A 23379-nucleotide genomic window follows, 5' to 3' on the forward strand; every position below is an offset into this window, starting at 1 on the left:
GGATTATATTATGTCAGACCGTTATGGTGATTTTGTTCAGTCTTCTCTTGGCAAAAAAGTAGCTAAAAATCTAGGTTTACCAATGCCGACCACGCTTGATCGTTTTGAAAGCGGTGAGCGTCTGGTACGTGGTAGCGTGTTGGTTGGCCGTGCTAATGGTGATGACGCCAGCGTGAGCCAGTCTATTGCGCGCATCTTGTCAGATGTCCATGCTGAAGTATATGTGAACAGCGGCGATGATATGACTGATGCCCTAGCGGATGCAGGCGTTGAAGCAAAAGCCAACACAGGCGGTGATGACAAGTTCAAAGTCTTATTGTTTGATGCTAGCAATATCATCAATGCCGAACAACTAAAAGAAGTGTATGAATTCTTTCATACGGTTGCACGCCGCGTAGAGAAGTCTGGCCGTGTGATTATTGTTGGTCGTACGCCTGAGAGCATCACTGATATCGAAACGGCAATGGCTCAGCGTTCGCTTGAAGGGTTTGTAAAGTCAGTTGGCAAAGAGTTCAAGCGCGGTGTGACCGCACAGCTAGTCTATGTTGAGACTGGTGCTGAGCAAAACCTAGATTCAACATTGCGCTTTTTTACCTCAGCACGCTCAGCTTATGTTTCAGGACAGGTCATTCGCGTCAGCAAAGGCGATTCAGTTGACGTAGATTGGAATCAGCCTTTGGGCGGCAAAACCATGCTAGTAACCGGTGCTAGCCGCGGTATTGGTGAAGCCATCGCTCGCGTATTGGCGCGTGAAGGGGCGCATGTGATTTGCCTTGATGTCCCGCAGCAGCAAGCAGACCTACAAAAGGTGGCTAGTGAAATCAGTGGTTCTGTATTGACCGTTGATATCACCAGTGCTGATGCTGGTAAAGAGGTTGCAGAAGCAGCTGAAAAACGTGGTGGCCTTGATGCTGTGATTCATAATGCTGGCGTGACGCGTGACAAAACTTTGGCAAACATGGATGAGAAAAAGTGGGACATGGTTATCGACATCAATTTGGGCAGTATTGCCAGATTGAACCGCTATATGCTTGATAACGACGTGCTAAAAGACAGCGCACGTATCGTATGCGTATCGTCTATCTCAGGTATTGCAGGCAACATGGGTCAAACCAACTATGCCACGTCTAAAGCAGGCGTGATCGGTTTGGTTAATGCGACTGCGAAGCAGTTAGAAGATAATGCAAAAGGCATGACCATCAACGCAGTTGCTCCAGGATTTATCGAAACGCAAATGACAGAAGCCATTCCGTTTGCTATCCGTGAAGCGGGCCGCCGTATGAACTCAATGAGCCAAGGCGGCTTACCAGTCGATGTGGCTGAAACCATCGCATGGTTTGCATCACCTGCCTCTGGCGGCCTAAACGGCAACACAGTACGTGTTTGTGGTCAAAGCTTGCTTGGTGCATAATATCATTTAAGGTATGCTTACCAGATAATTGCTAATGAAGAGTAACAAAGCTGCCCATGGGTGGCTTTTTTATGATAAAAATACAAGAATCAATAGCCAAACGGTTTTTTGCTGATAGATATACTCATGAGGTTGATGAAATTTGATGCTTATTGGATGATTTAATAGTAGGCTTTAGTCAATGACTGTAGAATGTCTCTATATACGTTAAAAAACTTGTTCAAGCCACACTTAGGATCTATTTATGTCAGACAAACATTATGATGCGTTGCCAAAAGCGCACACCACTTATGCCAATATCGTCAAAAGCTTGCTGCCTATCGGAAACAGTGGCAAGGTCAGCAGAGACGAGTTACCACAAGCCACTTATTACGTGGATGATTTGCATATCGATCAAGACAATTTAGACGATTATCGTAAAATTTGTGGGTTCGCTGATGACGGTAAAGTACCAGCGACTTATTTTTCAGTATTGTCACAGACGCTACAGATGAATATGATGGTCAAAGAGCCATTCCCGTTTGCGATGTTGGGTTTGGTACACGTTGACAACAGCGTGACGCAGTACCGTCCGATCGGAGAGCGTGAAACAGTAGCATTGTCGGTCACGTTCGATAATCTGCGCGATCACGCTCAAGGTCAGCAATTTGACTTTATTACCATCGTCAAATCAGAAGACGAGGTCATCTGGGAAGGCACATCGACATATCTGTCACGTAGCAAAAAGCCTGCCAGTAGCAAAGACAAAAAAAGTGCACCGCGCCCAGCTGTGGTCAAACCAGAAGTTGACGAAGCAGGGGTACACAGTATATTTGAAGTACCAGAAGACATCGGTCGCCGTTATGCTTTTGTGTCAGGGGATTTTAACTTGATTCATTTGCACCCATTATCAGCACGTGCTTTCGGTTTCCCTAAAGCGATTGCCCATGGTATGTGGTCAAAAGCCAAGTGTCTTGCCCTAATGGGTGATTTACCTGATGCTTATACTGTTGATGTCTCATTTAAATTGCCTATCTTTTTGCCAGCTGAAGTAGAGCTGATTGCTGAGCCAGTCGCACAGCTTGCCAATGCAGACGACACTTGTGAATTTGGGCTATACAGCTCAAAGAATAACAAACCGCATTTGGCTGGTGTTATGAAATTAGAGACAGATAGCAAGTAACCGCTATCTTTTTATTCAATGACCATTCCTAACGAATATATTTATCATTATGACTGCACAAAGCACTATGACCTTACCAGACCATGAAACAAACACAGATCAATCAGTCGCGACGAATACCCTAGCTGCCAATGATACCTCAAGCAGTAAAGAAGGCAATGTCAGCAATGCTAGTGATGTTGACACTGACACTAATACTGACAATGGTGTTGATTTGGCTGTGATTCTCGAGCCGTATTTCCGTCCTGATGCCAATACCATTGTATGCGGTGCGCTAGATGATGAAAAAGTGTCGGCATTGGCGCAGGCTGGGGTTGAGATTGTTATCAATTTACAGCCTGATGATGAGCTGGGCTTTGATGAGTCAGCAGCGGTATTGTGTGCAGGTATGCACTATGAGCATTTACCTATCAATGGCGCTGCAGAACTAAAGCAGCTCAAAATATTGGCATTTGATAATATTTTGCGTCAGCACCACAGCAAAAAGATCGCTATGCACTGCGGGTCTGGAAATCGAGTAGGGGCTGCCATTGCGCTACGAGCAGGATGGCTGCGTGGACGCAAGATGGATACGGCTATGGAGCGCGGTCGCAGCCATGGTCTGACCAAACTTGAACAAGAAGTTCATAATCGTTTGCTCGTACCACGTTAAATATTTGCGTTGTATGAAAGGTTAATACTAAGCTAAATATTAGCATCATGATAAGATATCGTCATGATTGAGTAAGGAAAAGGCGACCGATGGGTGGCCTTTTTTATTGGTTAAGCATTTACCTCTATTAATACATAATCCAAGCAAATCAGACAGATCTTAAAATTAGAATAATTCAAAATAGGAGAAAGATAATAATGACGGGACACAGTGAAAAACACGTAAATACTGCTACGGATAGCATTTTACAATCACGTTTGCAGCAACTGCTGACTGACTTACAACTGGATGATGCACCGGCAGGGGGTGCGGTGGTCGTATATCAGGCAGGAGCATGTATTGCACAAGCGAGCACAGGCATGGCACGTCCTACTATGTCGTGGCAGCCTGATACATTGGCGATTAATTTCTCAACCGGTAAAGGGGTGTTGGCCACGCTGGTACACGTGCTAGCCTCTCAAGCATTGCTTGACTATGATGTGCCTATTGCTCATTACTGGCCAGCATTTGCAGCACAGGGCAAGGAGGAAATTACCTTACGCCATATGATGTCTCATCAAGCCAATTTATACTCTATTCAGAGCATTGATGCGGACAGCGAAACATTGCTGAACTGGGATGTGATGCTAGATAAAATTGCCGCGATGCCCGTCACACCGCCAGAAAACGCAGCCTCGTATGCTAGTGCTTACAGCGCATTGGTTTACGGCTGGGTACTAGGCGGCGTTATAGAAGCGGCCACTGAACTATCACTTGCTGAAGCATTGCGTCATTATTTGACAGAGCCTTTGGGCATTGCAGACAGTTGTTATTTTGGCGTGCCAAAGAGCAAGGTAGATCAAGTGGCACAGCTGACCAAAAACTTTGAAGGCGCAGATGAGCCTACCTCACAGCCTAGTAAAAGACGTCACAAACCTACGTTAAAAGCGGATTCAAAAGCTACGCTGCATACCTATGCCAGCCTCCCTAGCTATGCAAGCTGGCAACAAAAGATGCTAGATGATCAAAATGATGCCAATGTCGAGAACGCTGATAGTACTAATGATGGTGTCGATAGAGAAAATGCTAGTGATTCAAAGCCAGTGTTAGACACCGCTGCTATCAATCGTCTTTATCTTGATACGAGTACGTTAAATCTGAGAAACTATAAAGCGGCACTCATACCCGCAGGCACGTCACCAATTGATTATTATAGCGACGACACATTACAAGCGGTCATTCCAGCGGCCAACGGGGTGGCATCAGCGCAAGCTTTGGCTAATATATATGCCATGCTGGCAAATGGCGGTAAATGGCGTGGTCAAACGCTGATTAATCAAGCAATCTTTGAGCAGCTATTGACATCGAAAGTGACGGGTTTGGATGCTGTCATGCCGTCACAGATGCAATGGCGATTGGGTTACCATAAATTATTTAGCGTATGTGACAATCAGAATAACAATCAGAACCCTATGATCGACAGCGTTCATAATGAAAGCGCTGAGAACGAAAGCATAAAGAATGAAAGTGCCATCTCATCAGGGTTTGGCCATATGGGATATAATGGTTCGGTCGCGTGGTGTGACCCTGAGCGTCAATTGTCCTTTGCCTTTATTCATAACTTTGACACCACCATGCTCAACGACGTTCGTCAGTTTGCGCTGACAGAAGCAGTCTTAGCGTTGGTGGATGATGTAGTTTGAGTGAGATTGTATAAAAAGCCTCACTTTATAATATAGAGCTGATTTACAATAAATAAGCTGAATTCTTCATTAATGCGGCTTATTTGGTGTCATTTTAAGTAACTTAGTGGCACTTAAGCCATGAATGAAGATTGAGGTTAAAATCACAATTGAGCAGACAATCCATAGTTTAAGTGCATCTTCATCACCGAAGAACCCTTGATTTAGCGCGTAAGATAAATAATACAACGTCCCAATACCGCGAATACCCAGTGCTGAGATGGCGTATTTTTCGGTGCGAGGAAGGTTAAGTCCTGATAACGCAATAAACCCACCAATAGGACGGATGAGTAGCAAGAACGTAAAGCTCACGATATAGACACGCCATGTCAGTTCAATATCAGACTGCAAGCCTTGACCGATGAACATACCAAAAATCACCAATACCAATGACATTAGCAAGCCTTCAGATTGCTCGGCAAAGTCATGTAGTTTTTCATGATAAGTATGCTCACATTCTGAGCGTCGAAACGCAAAAGCCGCGACAAAAACAGCGATGAACCCATAACTGTGTACATACTCCGCTACCCCATAAGCCAAGAGGGTTAAGGCGATAACCACGTAGCCTTGTGAGATGGTGGTATCACGAGTGTATTTAGAAAACACCAGCTTGGCCAGTACCTTTCCAACCACAATACCAACCACCACCCCTGCGCCAATTTTCCACAGGACATCATGAGTAAACCATGACCAGAGCATCTCATAGGTAAAGACTTTACCCTCACTAAACGCCTCGGCAATTTTAATCGCTAAGTAAACGAATGGAAAAGCCAGACCATCATTCAATCCTGCTTCTGATGTGAGAGTAAAGCGCGGTGTGTCTTCGCCTCCTGTATTAGGAGGGCCCACTTGAATGCTAGATGCTAAGACGGGATCGGTAGGTGCTAAGACCGCGCCCAGTAAGATAGCAGCGCCCAAGCTCAAACCAAACGCATAATAGCCTAAAACCGCCATCGCAAAGATACCAATCGGCATGGTAATGAGCAGTAGCCTAACCGTGGGTCGCCATAGTTTCCAAGACAACTCAGTGTCGATTTTTATACCAGCCCCAACGAGTGAGACCAACACGACAATCTCAGTCAGCTTTTCGATTATTAAGCCATTACTTAAGGGGTCTAAAAAAGATAACGATGTCCACCAGTAACCCATCATCAAACCAAAGCTGACTTGCAGCATAGGTAGTGAGATTGAGGTGCGCTTAAAGACGATAGGAAACAGTGCCCCTAATAAAAAGGCAATACCGCAAATCAATAAGAATAAGTTGTAGTTTTCAATCATAGGGCTGATACACGTTTTTGTATGGTTGAGAGGGTGTTTAGCTTTAGCCCTTATCATGACGCCAAAAAAAATCAATTATCGCAAAAAATCGTTATCAAAACGTCTACTGCGTTGTTTTTTGGTGAAAAAAAACCTGCATAAGATATGCAGGCTTTTCATAGTTGTTCGGATTTATGTGTTTGAAGATAGCTCATCTACCTTAAAATACAGTGCGCACGTTTTAGCGTTCTACTTGGCTCACATCACGTATCGCACCCGTATCGGCACTGGTGGTCATAGCAGCATAGGCACGTAGAGCAGGGGTGACATAACGCTCACGGCTGACTGGTTTCCACGCATCACGTCCACGTGCTTCCATCGCTTCGCGGCGCGCCGCCAAATCAGCATCGCTGACTTGCATGTTGATAGTGCGGTTCGGAATGTCGATATGGATGGTATCGCCTTCTTCAACCAGACCAATGGCACCGCCTTCAGCTGCTTCTGGGCTGGCGTGACCGATTGATAGGCCTGACGTACCACCAGAGAAACGACCATCGGTGAGTAGGGCGCATTCTTTACCCAAGCCTTTAGACTTGAGATACGTCGTTGGGTAAAGCATTTCTTGCATACCAGGCCCACCTTTAGGACCTTCATAGCGGATGATGACCACATCACCAGCCACGATATCATCAGCCAATACCGCAGCAACAGCGTCATCTTGTGACTCAAATAGGCGCGCGCGACCAGTAAAGACCAAGATGCTGTCATCCACACCTGCGGTTTTTACCACGCAGCCACGCTCAGCGATATTGCCATACAATACGGCTAAACCACCATCTGCTGAATAGGCATGTTGGGCACTGCGAATACAGCCTGACTCACGGTTGACATCGAGGTTTGACCATTCTTTTGATTGCGAAAACGCCTCAGTGGTACGTACGCCACCCGGTGCTGCAAGGAAGCGCGCGCGCGCCTCAAGGTTATCAGCGTTCATGATATCCCATTTATCAATCGCGGCTTTCATCGTTGGACTATGGATGGTCGGTACGTCAGTGCTCAAGAGGCCGGCACGATCAAGCTCAGCCAATAGTGCAAACACGCCACCAGCACGATGCACATCTTCCATATGGTATTTCTGTGAGGCAGGCGCAACTTTTGCAAGGCAAGGTACACCGCGGCTTAGGCGGTCAATGTCATGCATTTTAAAGTCAATTTCCGCTTCGTTCGCTGCAGCTAATAGATGTAAAATCGTGTTGGTCGAGCCGCCCATGGCGATATCTAAGGTCATCGCATTTTCAAAAGCCGCTTTGCTCGCGATTGAGCGCGGTAATACTGAATCGTCATCTTGCTCATAACGGCGTTTGGCCAATGATACTATGGTGCGACCCGCTTCTAAGAATAGCTCGCGACGCAGTGAGTGAGTGGCCAGTAGCGAGCCATTACCCGGTAGTGCTAAGCCTAAGGCTTCGGTTAAGCAGTTCATCGAGTTGGCAGTAAACATACCAGAGCATGAACCGCAAGTTGGGCAAGCTGAGGCTTCGATAGCGGCCACATCTTCATCACTAATGCTATCGTCAGCAGCATCCATCATCGCATCGACAAGATCAAGCTTACGAATCGCGCTACTGTCACTGCCATCGGTATTATGGCTTTTGCCAACGGTACTGGCTAAGATTTTGCCGGCTTCCATTGGGCCACCTGAAATAAACACCACTGGAATGTTAAGGCGCATGGCGGCCATCAACATACCTGGCGTGATTTTATCGCAGTTAGAGATACACACTAGCGCATCTGCGCAGTGAGCATTGACCATATATTCCACAGAGTCAGCAATGAGGTCGCGGCTAGGTAGCGAGTACAACATACCGCTATGACCCATGGCAATACCGTCATCGACCGCAATAGTGTTGAACTCTTTTGCCACGCCGCCCGATTTTTCAATCTCGCGAGCGACCAGTTGGCCCAAGTCTTTTAGATGCACATGGCCGGGTACGAACTGGGTAAATGAGTTGGCAATGGCAATAATCGGCTTGCCAAAGTCGCCATCAGTCATGCCAGTTGCACGCCATAATGCGCGAGCGCCTGCCATATTACGACCACCAGTAGAGGTTTTTGAGCGATAATCCATGTGATATTCCTTACAAATAGGCGAGGTTTGTTAAAATGTTTAGCCTCAGCTGTGATATTGATAGTGTGCTTTTTATGATGCGTGAGGACTAGTGAATAATACTAAATGGCTACCATACCATTGGCTATGAGTGGCCCAAAATCGGCTGCCAACCATGATAAAGAATAGAGCGGCAAAGTGCTACTCTAAACGCTCTAATATGGCATTTTCAAACCAAGGCAGAGTGGTTTTATCGGCTTCTAGTTTGGCGATAACGATTAACGCATGTGCTGCAGGTAACAGCTGATAGTCACTACTCGCGTCAAGCGGTAGGATTGACTTAGCACTGGTGCGCTGCTCATCAATACTGACCAAAGGCAGTTTGTTATTTTTATAGAGGATATCTACACGACCAAAAAACTGCCACTCTTTTAAGGCGTTTGTCAGTGCATCTGCCTCATCTTTGGTATAAATCTGCTGTGTCTCTTTGCCTGTGTTGGTCCAATGTAGACGTACTGCTAGCTGCAGAGCCTCACTAAAGACGACCAATGAGCCAATAATTTTTACATGCCAAGGGCTAGCGAGTAGTGCAGCATCAATTCCTATGAGCTTGGCAGCGGCTTGTGCTGTCATGGGGGTATTGAACTGTGCTAATAGCGCAGGTGTCAGTGGATGCGTTTGTTTAATGGCCTCATCTAGACTGTCGTAGTGATATAAAAACAGTAGCGGCAAGTCTTGCGTAATGGTTTTTTTACTGATTTTACAGTTATGAATCCGCCAAGCGATTGTTTTATCAGTTAAGGCATCTGCCAAAATAATGGTATTGGGTGCAAGGGTTTGCACATTATCATTCGCATTGGTTTGCTCCGCATCGCTCACGGGCGCTGTGTCATCAGATACAGAGATTGATGGCGTGTCATTGACTGTGGAATGGGCGTAACTGTCATCTGATTGAGTCGTCAAGGTAGGCGAGTCCATAAACATCATGTTATTAAAATAGAGGGTTAATATAACATTTTAAGGGTGTGGCCCGCTAATAAATTGGTGAGCTGCGATAGTGAGTATGCAGCTTGATTTTCTCAACGATAATGGTGATAGTGACTTGTACTAACGTTACATTTCATCCACTATATTACAAGCTGTCTAAACCATTAAAAAAGCTACTTAATACCTAATAATCAAAAATCAAAGGAAAAATAATGACTGACATTAATCAACAGATTGCTTATGACGATAATAATATTTTTGCCAAAATGCTAGATGGTGACATTCCTTATCACAAAGTCTATGAAGACGAGCATACGCTTGCCTTTATGGATATCATGCCGCAAGCAGAAGGCCATGTATTGGTCATACCTAAACAAAAGACGGCTGACTTGGCAGATCTTGAGCCTGAATATGCTGCTGCTGTTTTGATGACATCTAAGAAAATTATGCAAGCCCAGCGCCAAGTGTTTGCGCGCGAAGGAATTATTCAAATGCAATTGAATGGCGCGCAGGCAGGGCAGACTGTGTTTCACTATCATATACATTTGATTCCTAGCAGTATCCATGAGCTAGGACGTCATGCCGCTGTGATGGCTGACCAAGAGCAGTTGGCCAATTTGGCTAAGCAGTTGGCAGTAGTGATTGATGCTGCATGATGCCAGTACAATGCTTTATGGTTTTGACATCTATAGCAATTTATAGATTTTGATCATAAATTGTTAACTTAATAGCACATATAAGATAAGAGGGCAGCTAACAAGCTGCCTTTTCCGTTTTCTTGGTAATAGTCATGTAACAATCGTTAAAGTCATGTTACAAGTTGAACGCTTGCCTAGGGTTTTTGAAAGGAGTGTGATAGATATGATGCTTATTTACTAACCATCTTACATTCCAGCTTTGTCTTTACTAATAAATCATTCTAAAAAAGGCAGAGCTCACTTCTGAGGAAACCATTTTTCATGAGCAAGTTACCTCGTTCTACTATTTTATTGCCAGTCTTTGTACCTGCAGCGGTCATTATGCTGTTGTTGGTCATCGGTACTGCGATCAATCCTGAAGCAGCTGGTGCGCTATTCAGTGATGTGCTTGCCTTCACGACCGAGACGTTCGGTTGGTTTTATATGCTAGCAGTAGCATTGTTTTTGATGTTCATCATTGTACTGGCATTTTCGTCCTATGGGAGTATTAAGCTGGGCCCTGATCATGCGGAGGCGGAGTATAAGTTCCTTGAATGGTTTGCCATGCTCTTTTCGGCAGGTTACGGGATTGCGCTACTGTTCTTTGGGGTAGCAGAACCAGTCATGCATTTTGCCAGTCCGCCACTCTCCCAGCCCCAAACCATTGCGGCAGCAAAAGAGGCGATGCAAATTGCGTATTTCCACTGGGGTTTTCATATTTGGGCGATTTACGGTGTGGTGGGTTTGTCACTAGCCTATTTTGCGTTTCGTCATGGTCTGCCATTATCCATACGTTCGACGCTATATCCGATTATCGGTGACAGGATTTATGGCCCTATTGGGCATACGGTCGATGTGTTTGCCATATTAGGTACGATGTTCGGTATTGCCACCAGTCTAGGTTTGTCGGTATCGCAAATCAATGCGGGACTCAATTATCTGCTACCAGATATTATCCCAGTGAATACGACTGTACAGGTGATTGCAATTGCATTGGTGACAGCAGCGGCACTGGTATCAGTGTTGGCAGGGATGGATAAAGGCGTAAAACGCTTGTCTATCTTAAATATGGTATTGGCGACAGCGCTGATGTTGTTTGTGTTTATTGTGGGCCCGACCATCTTTATTCTGAACGCCTTCATGGAAAATACGGGCAGTTATTTGGGTAATATTGTCGAGCGTACCTTTAGTTTACAAGCGTATGAGAACAGTGATTGGATCGGTAGCTGGACATTGTTTATTTTTGCATGGACGATTGCATGGGCACCTTTTGTAGGTCTATTTATTGCTAAGATTAGCCGTGGCCGTACCATCCGTGAGTTTGTACTGGGTGTGATGCTCGTACCGACTTTCTTTACGTTCTTTTGGTTTGCCGTGTTTGGTGATACCGCGTTACATATGATTATGGTTGATGGTTATACCTCGCTAATCGGTGATGTACAGGACAACCAAGCGATTGCCTTGTTTAAACTGTTAGAGAACCTACCATTTACTGAATTTGTGTCGTCATTGACCATTTTATTGATTATTACCTTTTTTGTGACATCGTCGGATTCTGGCTCATTAGTGATTGATTCGCTAGCGGCTGGTGGTCGCAGTGATACGCCGTGGTGGCAGCGCAGCTTTTGGGTAGTGACCGAAGGTGCTGTTGCCGCTGTACTATTGATTGCAGGCGGCTTGACGGCGCTCCAAACGGCAGCCATCGTTAGTGCGCTACCGTTTGCAGTTATCATTCTTATTTCAATGTTTGGTATGTGGCGTGCGCTGCGTATCGAAGGGCATCGTAATCAGAGCCTCGGTCAAAACAACAAACTTCCGCCACATCTACTCAAACCGTCTGCATGGCGTGAGCGTATCGATTATATGACCGTTAAACCGACGCGTGGCAAGGTGCTTAGTTATATCAAAGACGTGATTATGCCGTCGATGATGGAAGTGTCGTCTAAATTTGCAGAGACAGGCTGGACGACTGAGGTCAACTACGACGCGGTCAATAACCGTGCAGTGCTTGAGTTGCAACGTGGCGATGATGTCGAGTTTTGGTATGAGGTGCGCTTATCTGAGCATGATGCGCCCGATTACTATACAGAAGACAGCGCAGATACCTTGCCACAAGAGCACCATCACCGTGCTGAGGTGTATCTACGCCGTGGTGGTCAAACGTATGACTTGTATGGCTATGAGACAGAGGCCGTCATTAATGACATCATCGATCAATTTGAAAAGTACTTACATTTCCTCAATGTGTCGCCTGATAGTTTACCGTGGCGTATGCAAGAGCATGATGAAGACATCACGTTAGAGCAGGGCAGTGTGCTCGATAAATAATAGAGTGAATGCGTTAAGAGTCATCATGCAAGCTGTTCACGTTAATAACTTGCAATAAACTCAGGATTCCTTAGAATAACGGCTTGTTTTTCTTACAAATCAAGCCGTTTTTTTATGTCTATTGATTCTTCTGTTTTACCTGCGCATTCGCCAGTGTCTGATCATCCATTATTGCAGCCATTGAATATCGGTGGTCTGACGATTGAAAACCGTCTGATGGTCGCACCAATGGCTGGCGTGACAGACAATCCTTTTCGCCGACTATGCAAATCATTTGGCGCAGGTCATGCGGTCAGCGAGATGATTATCGCTGATACAGCGCTGTATACGCGCAAAAAATCCCTGTATCGTGCCAACTTTGATAATGAAATTGCGCCTATCTCTGCGCAGATAGCAGGGGCTGAACCGGATAAACTGGCTCAAGCGGCTCGTTATCAAATTGATAATGGCGCGCAGATTATTGACATCAATATGGGCTGCCCTGCCAAAAAAGTCTGCCGTAAGCTGGCAGGCTCTGCATTGCTACAAGACGAAGATTTGGTCGCACGTTTGCTTGATGCAACTGTCAATGCGGTCAGTGCCCCAGTCACCCTAAAAACACGTTTAGGTTATGAAAATGGCCGTGAAAATATCTTGCGAGTGGCCAAGCGGGCGGAGCAAGCAGGCATTGCCGCGATTGCCATTCACGGGCGTACGCGTGAGGATATGTATACTGGCGAGGCGCGTTACGAGCTCATACGCGAAGTCAAAGAAAGCATCAGTATTCCTGTCATTGCCAATGGTGATATCGATAGCGCGCAAAAAGCGCAGCGCGTTTATGAGTTGACGGGATGCGATGCAGTGATGATTGGACGAGCAGCCCAAGGTCAGCCTTGGATATTTCGCGATATTGAGAACTTTTTGCGTACTGGTGAGACTCTAGAGGCGCCTAGTGTAAGCGAGATCAAAGAGATCGTGCTGGCGCATTTGCAAGAGTTATATGGCTTTTATGGTGAGTACTCAGGCTGCCGCATCGCCCGCAAGCATATTGCTTGGTATACGACAGGTATTCCCAACTCCAATGCCTTTAGGCAAGCGATGTATGGAGAAGAGAGCACCGCAGGACAGTTCCGAGTCGTCGAGACTTTTTTGCAGGCGCATGAGTAATATAAGCTGAAGGCTCATTCGATGCATTTATGCGTATGAATGCTGCATAAAAACTATTCGAGCACTGCTAGGTTTTTTCTACCATTGCTGTGTCTGGATTTGCTTCCGAGGCAGTTTTTTTGTTTTGCCAAGGGAACCGGCCTTCTAACTCAACCTGTAGTGACAAGCTCAAAAAGGTTCGAATAAGCACGATAATACCTAATACTAATACGCTGCGTAGCGACGGCTCTGTCACGACAGTAGCCACAATATCAGCAGCGATTAGCACCTCTAGTCCTAATAGAATAGACTTGCCAATGGTCTGCCTGATTTCTACGTACGTATTATGATTGAGGCCACCCGATAGCCGAAATGCCCTATAAAAAGCAAAAAACAGTCCAAAAAACATAATCAGCACGCCAATGACTTCGATTATCTTGGCAATTAAATCGACATAATGGGTCAACGTTTCTATCAAAGTATATTCTCCTCGGTATTAGCCAGAAAAAGCATCATAAGTAGCATCACCATTATTATATGATTAGATACGGCTGCAAACCCCTAAAACCCTCAAATTAACTGTCAGTTACTGGTGTTTTGTTCACTTTGTGTGATATTTTTTTGCTATGCTATAAATGAATATTCATTGGTATAGGACAAAAAAAAGGAACTTTTATGGCAAATCCCTCGAAAAAAGCAATAACTAAAGCAGTAAAAGGTAAGAATATTATTATTACAGGGGCTTCAAGTGGTATTGGAGAACGTACGGCTTTTTTATTAAGTGAGTGCGGTGCACAGGTTATCTTATTGGCACGTACTGAGGATAAGCTAAAAACAGTAACAGAAAGTATTGAGATACTTGGTGGCAAAGCCAGTTATTACCCTTGTGACTTGACCAATATGGATGATATTGAGAAAGTCAGTGAGCAAATTTTGGCGGACTTTGGCCATGTTGATGTCTTAGTCAATAACGCTGGTCGCTCGATTCGTCGTTCAGTTCATGAATCGGTCGATCGTTTTCATGATTTTGAGCGTACGATGGATATCAATTACTTTGGCGCTGTTAAAATCGTTCTTGGGTTTTTGCCGACGATGATTGAGCGTCAGACGGGTCAAATTGTCAACATATCCTCGATTGGTGTATTGGCGAACAGTCCACGCTTTGCCGCTTATGTCGCCTCAAAATCAGCATTGGATGCTTTTAGTCGCTGCTTAGCTGCCGAAGTAAAAGGGGACAATGTGACGATTACCAATATCTTTATGCCATTGGTTCGTACGCCTATGATTGCCCCAACCAAGCTATACCGCTACATGCCTGCGTTAATGCCTGATGAAGCGGCGTTGATGGTCGCAAGAGCCATCGTCGATAAGCCAAATAGTATCGCCAGTAATATGGGTAAATTTGCATCGGCCACGTATTCACTGGTGCCAGCATTTAACGTCGGTATCCAATCAATTGGCTATCGTATTTTCCCAAGCACCCGCGCTGGACTGACTACCGATAAGAAGCCAAACCTTGCTCAGCGTGCCTTTGCCAGAATCCTTCCGGGTGAGCATCACTAAATTTCCGGTTTCATGTGCTTTGAGTCATAAAAAAGGATGCTACGGCATCCTTTTTTAATATCTCTCAAGGTATTAATACTTATATGAATGGGTAGAATAGCGATGCTTTTTAGCTATCTGATGACCAGAACTATCAGATTTTTAGATGCTTTAGGATTGTATTTTTAGTACCTTAAAATAGATGCCTCATTTACGATGCTAACCAAGGCGACTGAGAGTATATAGTCAATCCTCTATAAAAGAGTGACAGCGTTAACCTTGCTTGAAGTATCACGTATACATCTGCACTCGGTTGCTTTGTATCTCTTTTAAACTGAATCAACTGTAGTAGAATGAGTTTACCATGGCCTAATCGTCTCGACTCTCATGCTCAATGAGATTAAGCTTTGCATATCGAAAATTTGAACACCATACAAATATACACTAAGCACTCATTCTCTGAGTGTTAAAGAATCCACAAAAGATAATTTGAAGAGGTAAGAATGTTAATTAAGTTGCTACGAGAAGGTCTAGGAAGAATTATTGCGGGTATCAGTGTCATGACACAAGGTAATGCCATGAAACGTACTGAAGAAGAACAAGCTCTTGTTAATAAGGCTGGTGAAGATCTATCTTTATATCAATTTCAATCTTGTCCTTTTTGCGTCAAAGTACGTCGTCAAATTCATAAGTTGAATGTGCCTGTTGAGCTTCGAGATGCAAAAAACAATGAGCAGTTTCGTAATGAGCTTGCTGCGAACGGTGGGCGGATAAAAGTGCCTTGTCTACGTATTCAAAAAAACGACGACGTCCAATGGATGTATGAATCTAATGATATCAATGCTTACTTGCAACAGCGTTTCGGCTAGGGCGTGCTGCAGTTCGAACAACAACTGTTAAATGGGCTAAAAATGTCTAAGTCATCGCCAAACTGTGTCAAGTAGCTTGTTAATATCTCGATATTATCTGTAATACTTTGCTTGTTTGGCGGACATTTATCTCATTTTTATCCTATTTTCAAAATTAGGACACACCTTAGTATGTTTAATAATAGCCTCTGAGGTTGAATCAGCTTATATCTGAATGTACTCAACGATTGGGCAATTCACCACTAACTATTCGACATATGTTTCAGTACTGGCAACCCAATAAAGGCTCATATCTTCTTTTTTCAAGGGTACAGTCGCGAGTGTACGACCTTCATTGTCAGTGAATTCAATTTCATATACGGGAGGAGTCACATCAAAAATATGTACTACAGTTCCCACATCACCCGCTCTGATATTCTCTTGAATATCTTTTGATACTCTAATAACATCGTTTATATTCAACATATGGCTAGTCCTTATTTGTCATAAAGTCCGTTATGAGAATAATTGAGGTTTTAGTGTTATTTGCGCATAGTCTACCAATGATATGAAGTAAAAGATGATAAAGACTTATCAAGCCTGTGCTTAATAAGTGCTAATTAGTATCGGTAAAGGAATAGGACTATCAAAACTAAAATCAAACTTACTCTCTGGGTACTTTTTTCTCTATTTTTATCTCTACTCTTATATAAGCTTACTGGCTGTGCTGACACTGGTACACCAGAGGAGCGTCAGGCGCGGCGCATTGCGGCATGTCAAGAGATGCTCAATACGACACGCCCTATGCCAACTGATCATCTACCTTTAACAGAGCGAAGCGAGGAAGTTGAATTTAATGCTAAATGGGAACGTTGCCGCGCGATGATTGAAGATAAGTGGCTCCCTAACGAACAACGAGAAAATAATTGGCTGAATGGAAAACAGTATCATTATGTCAAACTTGGAAATCAAGTCATCAAAGGACCAGCGAATCATCTAAAAGTTGGGGCCAATGCATTTGCTGTTGAATATAAATGGAAGCACAGCTATATCGAATACGACATCGAAGCTAGAGAATACTATTTGGCACCGCCTGATGCTCGCAGTGGTGTGTATTTCGATATGTATTCAGTCAATAATTTAGCTTATCAAAGTGGAATAGCGATAACGTCTAATTATGATGAAGTCTGTGAGAAGTCAAAAACAGAACCAGATGAAGCAGGCGCATTTATCTGGAACGGTATCTTATTTGCTACATTAACTCGCATAGAGTACAAGGGTGACAATCAAATTAATTGGCAAGAAGAATGGCAACGCATTTGTCCAATAGCAGTAGAAGCAGTGACTAACCAATTAAAAATCATCAAAACACAACCACCAACGATGATAGAAAAGTAGATATATAGATAAAGCAGATATGATTACTAGGTATTTTGGTACCCTAGTGAGGACTTGAACAATAGGCTGTCGGCTAATGATATCAACGTTTTAACTCGATGAAATAGTCACGGTGTACTTCATGGTGTACATGCAGTGAGCTTTTCGTGGGCACATCAAATTACCCTTGATAATTGTGACAACCAGGACAGCTGCAATGACATTTTATTTAAAAGATAGCGACCAAGAGTATTTCAGCAAGTTTTGGGTGCAAGAAAGAAAATATCTAAGCGAAGTTGGTGGACGGTTATTAACCGTAGATGAAGCAAATACTCACCCATTTAATGATCTATTAATTACAGGGTCTAAAGGGATAGTGGGGATCGATGCTATGAAGCCTAGGCTAACTCATAGCTACCATTACTTTTGTATTCCCTATGAGCTAGGAGAAGAAATAGAGGAAGGTTTAGTACCTGAAACTATAATAGCTCAATTAATCAATGATAACTTGAAGTGTGCTATCTTTATAGCATCAACCGATGCCAGTTTTGGTTGTTTTGGTGAGTGCTTTCACACAAACGAGGAAATAATTTGGAATTTTTCATCACCACACTTAAATACACCGTTTCTTATATTTGATAATGAAAAGAAAGTGTTTGCGCTGATAGACTATGACTTACCCTTACAAATCATTGGCTATAAAACCCCTATTTTAGATAGAAAGGACTACATTAAAAGTAAAATAGGTCAAAATGGATGGGATACTGTATTTGAAAGGTATTCCCATTATACGAACATGCCACACTTTTTTAATGAGTATTATAAGTTTCTATTGCCCGATAAAGTAGTCAAGTTTTTAGATTCTAGAGTGATACCTCCTCCAGTGAACTGCACTCAAAAATAGAGTTTTATGGACATCATCATAGTCAGATATAACTCCTAGAGTGAATATTCAAAAAATTGTGTTCGGTGCGCTATACAGGCATCTAACTTCTAGTGCTAGAAATAACTTCAATGACTAAGGAATTGATAGCATAGCTTAATATTAGTCATGCTGATGAGATGCAAGGTAAGAATATACCTGATGATCTAATAGAAGAAATGCCAATGTTTCTTGATAAAAACAGAAGTCAATAGGAGTAATTATGGACGAACATAGAAAACTAAGAATGAGAATTTTTAGGCTTTTTAAACAAGGTCAATTAAAAGAAGCTGTTGAATTATTTGAAAGTAATAATATGGACTACTTTGAAACAGCTCCAACTGATAAATGGAACTGGTTACATCAGCTCTCAATGGGATTTAATCCAGATGAACCACCGAAAAGAACTATTGAATTCTTTATTGAAAAAGGAGTGCCTATTGATGCTCAAGACATTTATGGCATGACACCACTTCATTATGCTATGCGAGGGGAAAATGCAGAAGCGGCGATTGCCTTATTAGAAGCAGGAGCAAATCCAAACATTCCTAATAGAGATAACCTTATACCTCTGAGAATGACTTTGCTGATGCCTGATAGGTTAGATGTACTAGAACTGATGTTAAAAAATGGTGGGGATGTTAACTACTATAATGGAAAAGATTACTTACTTGAAGCAATTAAAGGCTTTCGAGGTGATCATCCTGATTTTCAAGAATTAATACAAATGCTTGAAAATTATTCAGGTGAGTAAAAAAATTGTAAGAGAAATGATTGAAAATAGGTATACCCCAAGGGAACCAGTCAAGCAGACCTCTTAAACTATTAATAGACCACTTAAAACAGACCACTATAATGGAACCACTCATAACAGACTCTGTTAGGATTTCTAGTATCTAAATGGTCACACTCGACAGCTAATAATAATGTGAGTGAGATTTTGCAGTAGATATATCGATTTCACCTCAGTCATTTAGCCAAACACACTACGTAGTATGAAAAATAACCCTATCATTACGACAGCGATGACGAGCAATCGTTTGAGCCAAAAAGGGAGCAGCGGCTTTTTATAACCCAAGTCGTTGAGCTGACTGTCAACCCCGGCTTGTAAGCGCTTAAATCCTTGGCTCTGCTCGGTGGTTTTGACACGGTTCTTAACCAGTGGCTGTGGCGGCTCTGCCGTAGGCGCTCTATCGAAACTGATGGCTTCGTTAGGAATCCCCTGTTTATTGGCGATAGTCGTAAGCTTCTGCTGTTGTTTTACTTTTAGCGCCGTCTCATAAGCATCGATCCTATCTTTGGCATCATCCATGCTGATGTTTTCATCTTCAGCCAATGTTTTGATCGCCATGACCAAGTTGTTTTTTTCGATCATCATCATGACCGCTTTTGGCAGCTTTGCATTGACTATTTTTGAGCTGGGGTCAGAGTTAAACATGATTGTCCTTATGACAGCATAAAGGTGTGAGTAGATAATTAGCCTAGTGCTAGATAGTATGGTTATTCATTATAACCATTTTATATCAGAAAAATTCAAGCAAAAAAATACCGCAATCATAATCATGACTGCGGTATTTTAATATCTATCTTATCAGTATTTCTGCCAATCTTTGATAAATTATAGATCTTTCCAACGTTGGATAGATTTTTTGATTACTTCTTTGGCTTCTGCAACATCATCCCAAGACTCAACCACTGTGCTACCTGGCTTTTTCAGATCTTTGTAATGGCTGAAGTGGTATTCTAACTGGTTGATTAGCTGTTTTGGTAGATCGGCTAGGCTGTTGTAAGCATTACCAGTGTCACGGTCGTCAGCAGGTACGACAACGATTTTGTCATCTACTTCGCCATCATCGACAAACTTCATAACGCCGATTACTTTGGCTTTTAAGAAGATACCAGTCGGTAAAGGCTGCTCAGTTAGCAACAATACATCTAACTCATCGCCATCTTCGTCAAGGGTTTGCGGGATAAAGCCATAGTTGCAAGGCTTAGCAAAAATCTGTGGATCAATACGATCAAGCTCAAATACGGCTAGCTCGCGATTCCATTCGATTTTGTGGCTGCTACCAGCTGGAATTTCTACGACTACGTTGATGATGCCGCCATCTACGTCGCCTGCGTCTAGAATTTTATTAAAATCTGCCATAAAATACTCCAATTTTCTTTTGTTTTAAGTGTTTGAATAGTCAATGATAGTCAAAGTGTTGAGCTGGGAGACTAGCAAAAGGATTGCAGCACCCGATTTGTACTGCATGCGATTATAGCAAGTTTGATGCAAATTTTCTCATAATGCTTAGTCTAAGCGCGCAAGAGATTATGCAAAAATGGACTCAGAGCATTTATTGGGGCGCGATTGCTCGTAACTCAATCAGTCCAGCGTGACGTTTGGCAATATTATCAACCAGCTTCTGAGTCACTTGCTCATAGCTCAAAGCGTTGCTTATCTGTTGAGTGTTTTGTGCACTTGGCGCTTTTTGCATCGATACAAAGTCAGACAGACGCAGCATTTGCATCCCTGCATAACCGCAAGGATTGATGGCGTTAAAAGCGGCCAAATCACAATTTAGATTGATTGCAATACCATGATAACTAAAGCCATGCTTAATCTTAAAGCCTAGAGAGGCCATCTTGCCTAGCATGATTTTATCATCAACAGGTATGTCGTTGGTTTGCGTGTCGGTACTGCTATCTGATTCAGGGATATCTGAATACAAGTAAACCCCTGGCGCATCACGACGAGCATGGGCACTGAAACGAGCACTGTCAGATAGAGGCATGCTATATAAGCACTCGTTAATGACATCCTCGATGGCTTGTTCGGCATGAGAGACTAGATTGCGTACGCTCCATTTGAGACTATTCAAATCAAACAACCAGTAAAGCACCAGTTGCCCGTGTCCGTGCCATGTGACTTGACCACCGCGATCAGTCTTGATAATAGGGGTATTAGTGCGCTGTAATATGTGCTCTTCTTTGCCCGCTTGCCCAAGTGTGTAAACGTCATTGTGATCAACAATCCACAATTCATCAGGTGTGCGGACACCTTGCTCTTTTTTTAAAACAATACGCTCAAGCGTACGCTCAAGCATTGCATCGTGAGTCGGGTTATAGTCAGCTGCTGATAGGGATTTACTGATCAGCATATCGTTAAGCGGCTGTGTGGCATTTTGCATAAGGGTGTCTGTCTTATTGTTATTGAGTATAGAGATAAAGATAAATACTACTGATAGGCAGTGTAGCAGTTTTGACACCTATCACTCAAAACTATTGCTCAAGTTATGGCCTAAAGCATCGTTCGATTCGTTGACCAAAGCCATATAGTGGATAGTACATATCCTATAACACGCCCTAATATATAATGACCTGATATAACAGGTTAGGCCTCCACAAGCACAGACGCAGCAGTCGACCAAAGATGCTGTTCATTGAGTGGGTGATGCGCTACATTAAAGTATGATGAATGGAATCTGAGTAGGACGCGACTTTTTAAAATAAGCTCCTATTCTAGGGTCAGGATATGCCAACAAACCGCGCACCCTAATATACCCAATTGATGCCAATAAATACGACAAGGAAGAACAAATGACAGACAGCAATCAACATATCCATGATCAGGCGTTAACCGGTACAAGCCTTGCACGTTTGCCCGAAGCCCTAAGTACCGCCACGACGATTGATGAGATGAAAGCGCAGTTCTCGCGCTTGCAAGCACTGAGCCGTACGCAGCCGATAAACGATTGGCAAACTCGTGAAAACCAGCTCGATAACCTAGAGATCATGCTCAGCGATAACCAAGAGAGTTTTGCCACAGCGATCAGCGCAGATTTTGGCTATCGTAGCCAGTCAGAGACTCAGTTTGCTGAGCTGTTTCCTAGTTTTACAGGCATCAGTCACGCCAAAAAACACGGTAAAAAATGGATGAAGCCGCATCGTGCGCCTATTTCTGCCCTATATATGCCAGCCCATAATGAAATTCAGCCACAGCCACTAGGGGTGGTTGGTATCATGGTTCCTTGGAACTATCCACTGTTTTTGGCGATTGGACCCATGATTGATGCGCTCACCGCAGGCAATCGCATCATGGTAAAAATGAGTGAAGCCGCGCCGCAATTTGCTCAGACATTCGCTGATGCGATAGCGCGTTATTTTTCGCCAGATATGATCTGTGTGGTATTGGGTGAGGTTGATATTGCGGCCGCCTTTAGTGAGTTGCCGTTTGACCACCTATTATATACAGGCTCTACTGCAGTAGGTAAGAAAGTCATGGCCGCTGCTGCACCGAACCTAACACCCGTGACGCTAGAATTGGGTGGTAAGTCACCAGTGATCGTATTAGACGACGCCAATCTAGAGTCTGTGGTCAATCGTGTGATGATGGGCAAGACATTAAATGCTGGTCAAACCTGTATTGCCCCTGACTATGTATTAATTCCGCGCCAATATCACGAGCAGTTTATTCACTTAGCAACAGAGTGGATGACAAAGCACTATCCTAATATTGAAAGCAACCCTGACTACTCACGCATCATCAATGGTGAGCAGTTCAAACGGGTCAAAGGCTACCTAGATGCATTATCAGCTGAGGAAGTACATGCCCTCACAGCGGTTGAATCAGATATAGAGACACGTCTGATGCCGCCAGTGATTGTATGTGAGCCTGCTCCTGATAGCGATGTGATGCAAAACGAGATTTTTGCCCCGATTTTGCCGCTTATGCATTATGAGACACTTGATGAGGCGATTGCGTTTGTGAATGCACGTCCACGACCATTAGCCTTATACATTTTCGGTGATAACTATGGTGGTATCGAAAAAGTGCGTAATAACACTGTCTCTGGTGGTCTATGTATCAATGAGGTTTTGATACATGTGGCTCAGCATGATTTACCGTTTGGCGGTGTCGGTGAATCAGGTACGGGTGTTTACCATGGTAAGGATGGATTTGAGCGTTTAAGCCATATGAAGCCAGTGTTTGTTCAGTCTAAACTAAACGGACTGAACCTCTTATTACCCCCTTATGGTGGACTGTTTAAAAAAGCCATGGCGCTGTTTTTAAAATAGCCATTGAACGATATCGGATTTAGAGTGAGCAGTTTATACGCATATGACTTGCAACAGTTCTAGGACTAGTCATTGAGTTAGTGTCAGCAATAGCGTGATCGATAGCACTTATGCATATAAGTGCTATTTTTTTGTCTACGACATCGCGTATCGGATGCTATGTCAAAATAAAGCATCATTAGGGTCAGGTTTTTATTCT

At 43.5% G+C, this 23379-nt stretch carries 21 protein-coding genes; 13 read left to right on the forward strand and 8 right to left on the reverse strand.

Going from position 1 to position 23379, the window contains the following annotated elements:
- The first annotated feature begins 10 nt into the window (after nt 1-10).
- From IP510_RS01650 to IP510_RS01665, 4 genes are all read left to right on the forward strand, one after another.
- Complete coding sequence (locus IP510_RS01650) at nt 11-1411, forward strand: 3-oxoacyl-ACP reductase (protein ID WP_194363052.1); 1401 nt, start codon at nt 11-13, stop codon at nt 1409-1411.
- Between the two features lie 244 nt (nt 1412-1655).
- Complete coding sequence (locus IP510_RS01655; protein ID WP_194363053.1) at nt 1656-2573, forward strand: MaoC family dehydratase; 918 nt, start codon at nt 1656-1658, stop codon at nt 2571-2573.
- A 49-nt stretch (nt 2574-2622) separates the two neighbouring features.
- Nucleotides 2623-3225, forward strand: coding sequence for a beta-lactamase hydrolase domain-containing protein (locus IP510_RS01660; RefSeq protein WP_227669412.1), 603 nt, complete (start codon nt 2623-2625; stop codon nt 3223-3225).
- A 197-nt stretch (nt 3226-3422) separates the two neighbouring features.
- On the forward strand, nt 3423-4907 hold the full coding sequence (locus IP510_RS01665; protein WP_194363054.1) for a serine hydrolase domain-containing protein: 1485 nt from the start codon (nt 3423-3425) through the stop codon (nt 4905-4907).
- A gap of 69 nt (nt 4908-4976) precedes the next feature.
- Here the strand turns inward: IP510_RS01665 and IP510_RS01670 are convergent, their stop codons facing one another.
- The 3 genes from IP510_RS01670 to IP510_RS01680 all read right to left on the reverse strand — a co-directional run bounded on the left by IP510_RS01670 (nt 4977) and on the right by IP510_RS01680 (nt 9273).
- A complete protein-coding gene (locus IP510_RS01670) occupies nt 4977-6224 on the reverse strand; it encodes a cation:proton antiporter (RefSeq protein WP_194363055.1) in 1248 nt (415 codons plus the stop codon).
- A 220-nt stretch (nt 6225-6444) separates the two neighbouring features.
- Nucleotides 6445-8331, reverse strand: a complete 1887-nt coding sequence (gene ilvD, locus IP510_RS01675; RefSeq protein ID WP_194363056.1) for a dihydroxy-acid dehydratase — start codon at nt 8329-8331, stop codon at nt 6445-6447.
- A 180-nt stretch (nt 8332-8511) separates the two neighbouring features.
- Nucleotides 8512-9273, reverse strand: a complete 762-nt coding sequence (locus IP510_RS01680) for a hypothetical protein (RefSeq protein ID WP_227669413.1) — start codon at nt 9271-9273, stop codon at nt 8512-8514.
- Between the two features lie 236 nt (nt 9274-9509).
- Here IP510_RS01680 and IP510_RS01685 point away from each other — a divergent pair, with 236 nt between their 5' ends.
- The 3 genes from IP510_RS01685 (at nt 9510) to dusB (ending at nt 13448) form a co-directional block, all read left to right on the forward strand.
- Entirely contained in the window at nt 9510-9953 is a 444-nt protein-coding gene (locus IP510_RS01685; protein ID WP_194363058.1) for an HIT family protein, read from the forward strand.
- Nucleotides 9954-10256: 303 nt separating this feature from the next.
- Complete coding sequence (locus IP510_RS01690; RefSeq protein WP_194363059.1) at nt 10257-12302, forward strand: BCCT family transporter; 2046 nt, start codon at nt 10257-10259, stop codon at nt 12300-12302.
- 114 nt (nt 12303-12416) lie between these two features.
- Nucleotides 12417-13448 carry a tRNA dihydrouridine synthase DusB gene (gene dusB / locus IP510_RS01695; RefSeq protein ID WP_194363060.1) on the forward strand — a complete coding sequence of 344 codons (1032 nt, stop codon included), beginning with the start codon at nt 12417-12419 and terminating at the stop codon, nt 13446-13448.
- Nucleotides 13449-13515: 67 nt separating this feature from the next.
- On the opposite strand, the gene IP510_RS01700 is transcribed toward dusB, so the two are convergent.
- On the reverse strand, nt 13516-13905 hold the full coding sequence (locus tag IP510_RS01700) for a DUF1622 domain-containing protein (protein ID WP_227669414.1): 390 nt from the start codon (nt 13903-13905) through the stop codon (nt 13516-13518).
- 197 nt (nt 13906-14102) lie between these two features.
- Here IP510_RS01700 and IP510_RS01705 point away from each other — a divergent pair, with 197 nt between their 5' ends.
- Both IP510_RS01705 and IP510_RS01710 read left to right on the forward strand, forming a co-directional pair.
- Nucleotides 14103-14990 (forward strand): SDR family NAD(P)-dependent oxidoreductase, encoded by an 888-nt coding sequence (locus IP510_RS01705; protein WP_194363061.1) that lies wholly within the window; start codon nt 14103-14105, stop codon nt 14988-14990.
- Between the two features lie 482 nt (nt 14991-15472).
- The gene (locus IP510_RS01710; protein WP_194363062.1) at nt 15473-15838 is read left to right on the forward strand and encodes a glutaredoxin family protein; all 366 of its coding nucleotides are present in this window, start codon (nt 15473-15475) and stop codon (nt 15836-15838) included.
- 246 nt (nt 15839-16084) lie between these two features.
- Here IP510_RS01710 and IP510_RS01715 read toward each other — a convergent pair whose 3' ends face one another.
- Nucleotides 16085-16303 carry a DUF4926 domain-containing protein gene (locus IP510_RS01715; RefSeq protein ID WP_194363063.1) on the reverse strand — a complete coding sequence of 73 codons (219 nt, stop codon included), beginning with the start codon at nt 16301-16303 and terminating at the stop codon, nt 16085-16087.
- A 318-nt stretch (nt 16304-16621) separates the two neighbouring features.
- Between IP510_RS01715 and IP510_RS01720 the strand changes: the two genes are divergently transcribed.
- From IP510_RS01720 to IP510_RS01730, 3 genes are all read left to right on the forward strand, one after another.
- A complete protein-coding gene (locus IP510_RS01720) occupies nt 16622-17215 on the forward strand; it encodes a hypothetical protein (protein ID WP_194363064.1) in 594 nt (197 codons plus the stop codon).
- A gap of 196 nt (nt 17216-17411) precedes the next feature.
- A complete protein-coding gene (locus IP510_RS01725) occupies nt 17412-18098 on the forward strand; it encodes a hypothetical protein (RefSeq protein ID WP_194363065.1) in 687 nt (228 codons plus the stop codon).
- 241 nt (nt 18099-18339) lie between these two features.
- The gene (locus tag IP510_RS01730) at nt 18340-18870 is read left to right on the forward strand and encodes an ankyrin repeat domain-containing protein (RefSeq protein WP_194363066.1); all 531 of its coding nucleotides are present in this window, start codon (nt 18340-18342) and stop codon (nt 18868-18870) included.
- A 219-nt stretch (nt 18871-19089) separates the two neighbouring features.
- Here the strand turns inward: IP510_RS01730 and IP510_RS01735 are convergent, their stop codons facing one another.
- The 3 genes from IP510_RS01735 to lipB form a co-directional block, all read right to left on the reverse strand.
- Nucleotides 19090-19554 (reverse strand): hypothetical protein, encoded by a 465-nt coding sequence (locus tag IP510_RS01735; protein ID WP_194363067.1) that lies wholly within the window; start codon nt 19552-19554, stop codon nt 19090-19092.
- Nucleotides 19555-19734: 180 nt separating this feature from the next.
- On the reverse strand, nt 19735-20265 hold the full coding sequence (locus tag IP510_RS01740) for an inorganic diphosphatase (protein WP_110923013.1): 531 nt from the start codon (nt 20263-20265) through the stop codon (nt 19735-19737).
- A gap of 193 nt (nt 20266-20458) precedes the next feature.
- Nucleotides 20459-21292 (reverse strand): lipoyl(octanoyl) transferase LipB, encoded by an 834-nt coding sequence (gene lipB, locus IP510_RS01745; RefSeq protein ID WP_194363068.1) that lies wholly within the window; start codon nt 21290-21292, stop codon nt 20459-20461.
- Nucleotides 21293-21701: 409 nt separating this feature from the next.
- Here lipB and IP510_RS01750 point away from each other — a divergent pair, with 409 nt between their 5' ends.
- Nucleotides 21702-23180 (forward strand): coniferyl aldehyde dehydrogenase, encoded by a 1479-nt coding sequence (locus tag IP510_RS01750; protein WP_194363069.1) that lies wholly within the window; start codon nt 21702-21704, stop codon nt 23178-23180.
- Nucleotides 23181-23379: the final 199 nt, after the last annotated feature.

Origin of the sequence: Psychrobacter sp. NG254 (assembly GCF_015277735.1) — a bacterium.
GTDB lineage: Bacteria > Pseudomonadota > Gammaproteobacteria > Pseudomonadales > Moraxellaceae > Psychrobacter.

Bases quoted from the DNA above. Each gene is read 5' to 3' on its own strand.
- IP510_RS01650 (WP_194363052.1), top strand. From the start codon at position 11: ATGTCAGACCGTTATGGTGATTTTGTTCAGTCTTCTCTTGGCAAAAAA.
- IP510_RS01655 (WP_194363053.1), top strand. From the start codon at position 1,656: ATGTCAGACAAACATTATGATGCGTTGCCAAAAGCGCACACCACTTAT.
- IP510_RS01660 (WP_227669412.1), top strand. From the start codon at position 2,623: ATGACTGCACAAAGCACTATGACCTTACCAGACCATGAAACAAACACA.
- IP510_RS01665 (WP_194363054.1), top strand. From the start codon at position 3,423: ATGACGGGACACAGTGAAAAACACGTAAATACTGCTACGGATAGCATT.
- IP510_RS01670 (WP_194363055.1), bottom strand. From the start codon at position 6,224: ATGATTGAAAACTACAACTTATTCTTATTGATTTGCGGTATTGCCTTT.
- ilvD (WP_194363056.1), bottom strand. From the start codon at position 8,331: ATGGATTATCGCTCAAAAACCTCTACTGGTGGTCGTAATATGGCAGGC.
- IP510_RS01685 (WP_194363058.1), top strand. From the start codon at position 9,510: ATGACTGACATTAATCAACAGATTGCTTATGACGATAATAATATTTTT.
- IP510_RS01690 (WP_194363059.1), top strand. From the start codon at position 10,257: ATGAGCAAGTTACCTCGTTCTACTATTTTATTGCCAGTCTTTGTACCT.
- dusB (WP_194363060.1), top strand. From the start codon at position 12,417: ATGTCTATTGATTCTTCTGTTTTACCTGCGCATTCGCCAGTGTCTGAT.
- IP510_RS01705 (WP_194363061.1), top strand. From the start codon at position 14,103: ATGGCAAATCCCTCGAAAAAAGCAATAACTAAAGCAGTAAAAGGTAAG.
- IP510_RS01710 (WP_194363062.1), top strand. From the start codon at position 15,473: ATGTTAATTAAGTTGCTACGAGAAGGTCTAGGAAGAATTATTGCGGGT.
- IP510_RS01715 (WP_194363063.1), bottom strand. From the start codon at position 16,303: ATGTTGAATATAAACGATGTTATTAGAGTATCAAAAGATATTCAAGAG.
- IP510_RS01720 (WP_194363064.1), top strand. From the start codon at position 16,622: ATGCCAACTGATCATCTACCTTTAACAGAGCGAAGCGAGGAAGTTGAA.
- IP510_RS01725 (WP_194363065.1), top strand. From the start codon at position 17,412: ATGACATTTTATTTAAAAGATAGCGACCAAGAGTATTTCAGCAAGTTT.
- IP510_RS01730 (WP_194363066.1), top strand. From the start codon at position 18,340: ATGGACGAACATAGAAAACTAAGAATGAGAATTTTTAGGCTTTTTAAA.
- IP510_RS01735 (WP_194363067.1), bottom strand. From the start codon at position 19,554: ATGTTTAACTCTGACCCCAGCTCAAAAATAGTCAATGCAAAGCTGCCA.
- IP510_RS01740 (WP_110923013.1), bottom strand. From the start codon at position 20,265: ATGGCAGATTTTAATAAAATTCTAGACGCAGGCGACGTAGATGGCGGC.
- lipB (WP_194363068.1), bottom strand. From the start codon at position 21,292: ATGCAAAATGCCACACAGCCGCTTAACGATATGCTGATCAGTAAATCC.
- IP510_RS01750 (WP_194363069.1), top strand. From the start codon at position 21,702: ATGACAGACAGCAATCAACATATCCATGATCAGGCGTTAACCGGTACA.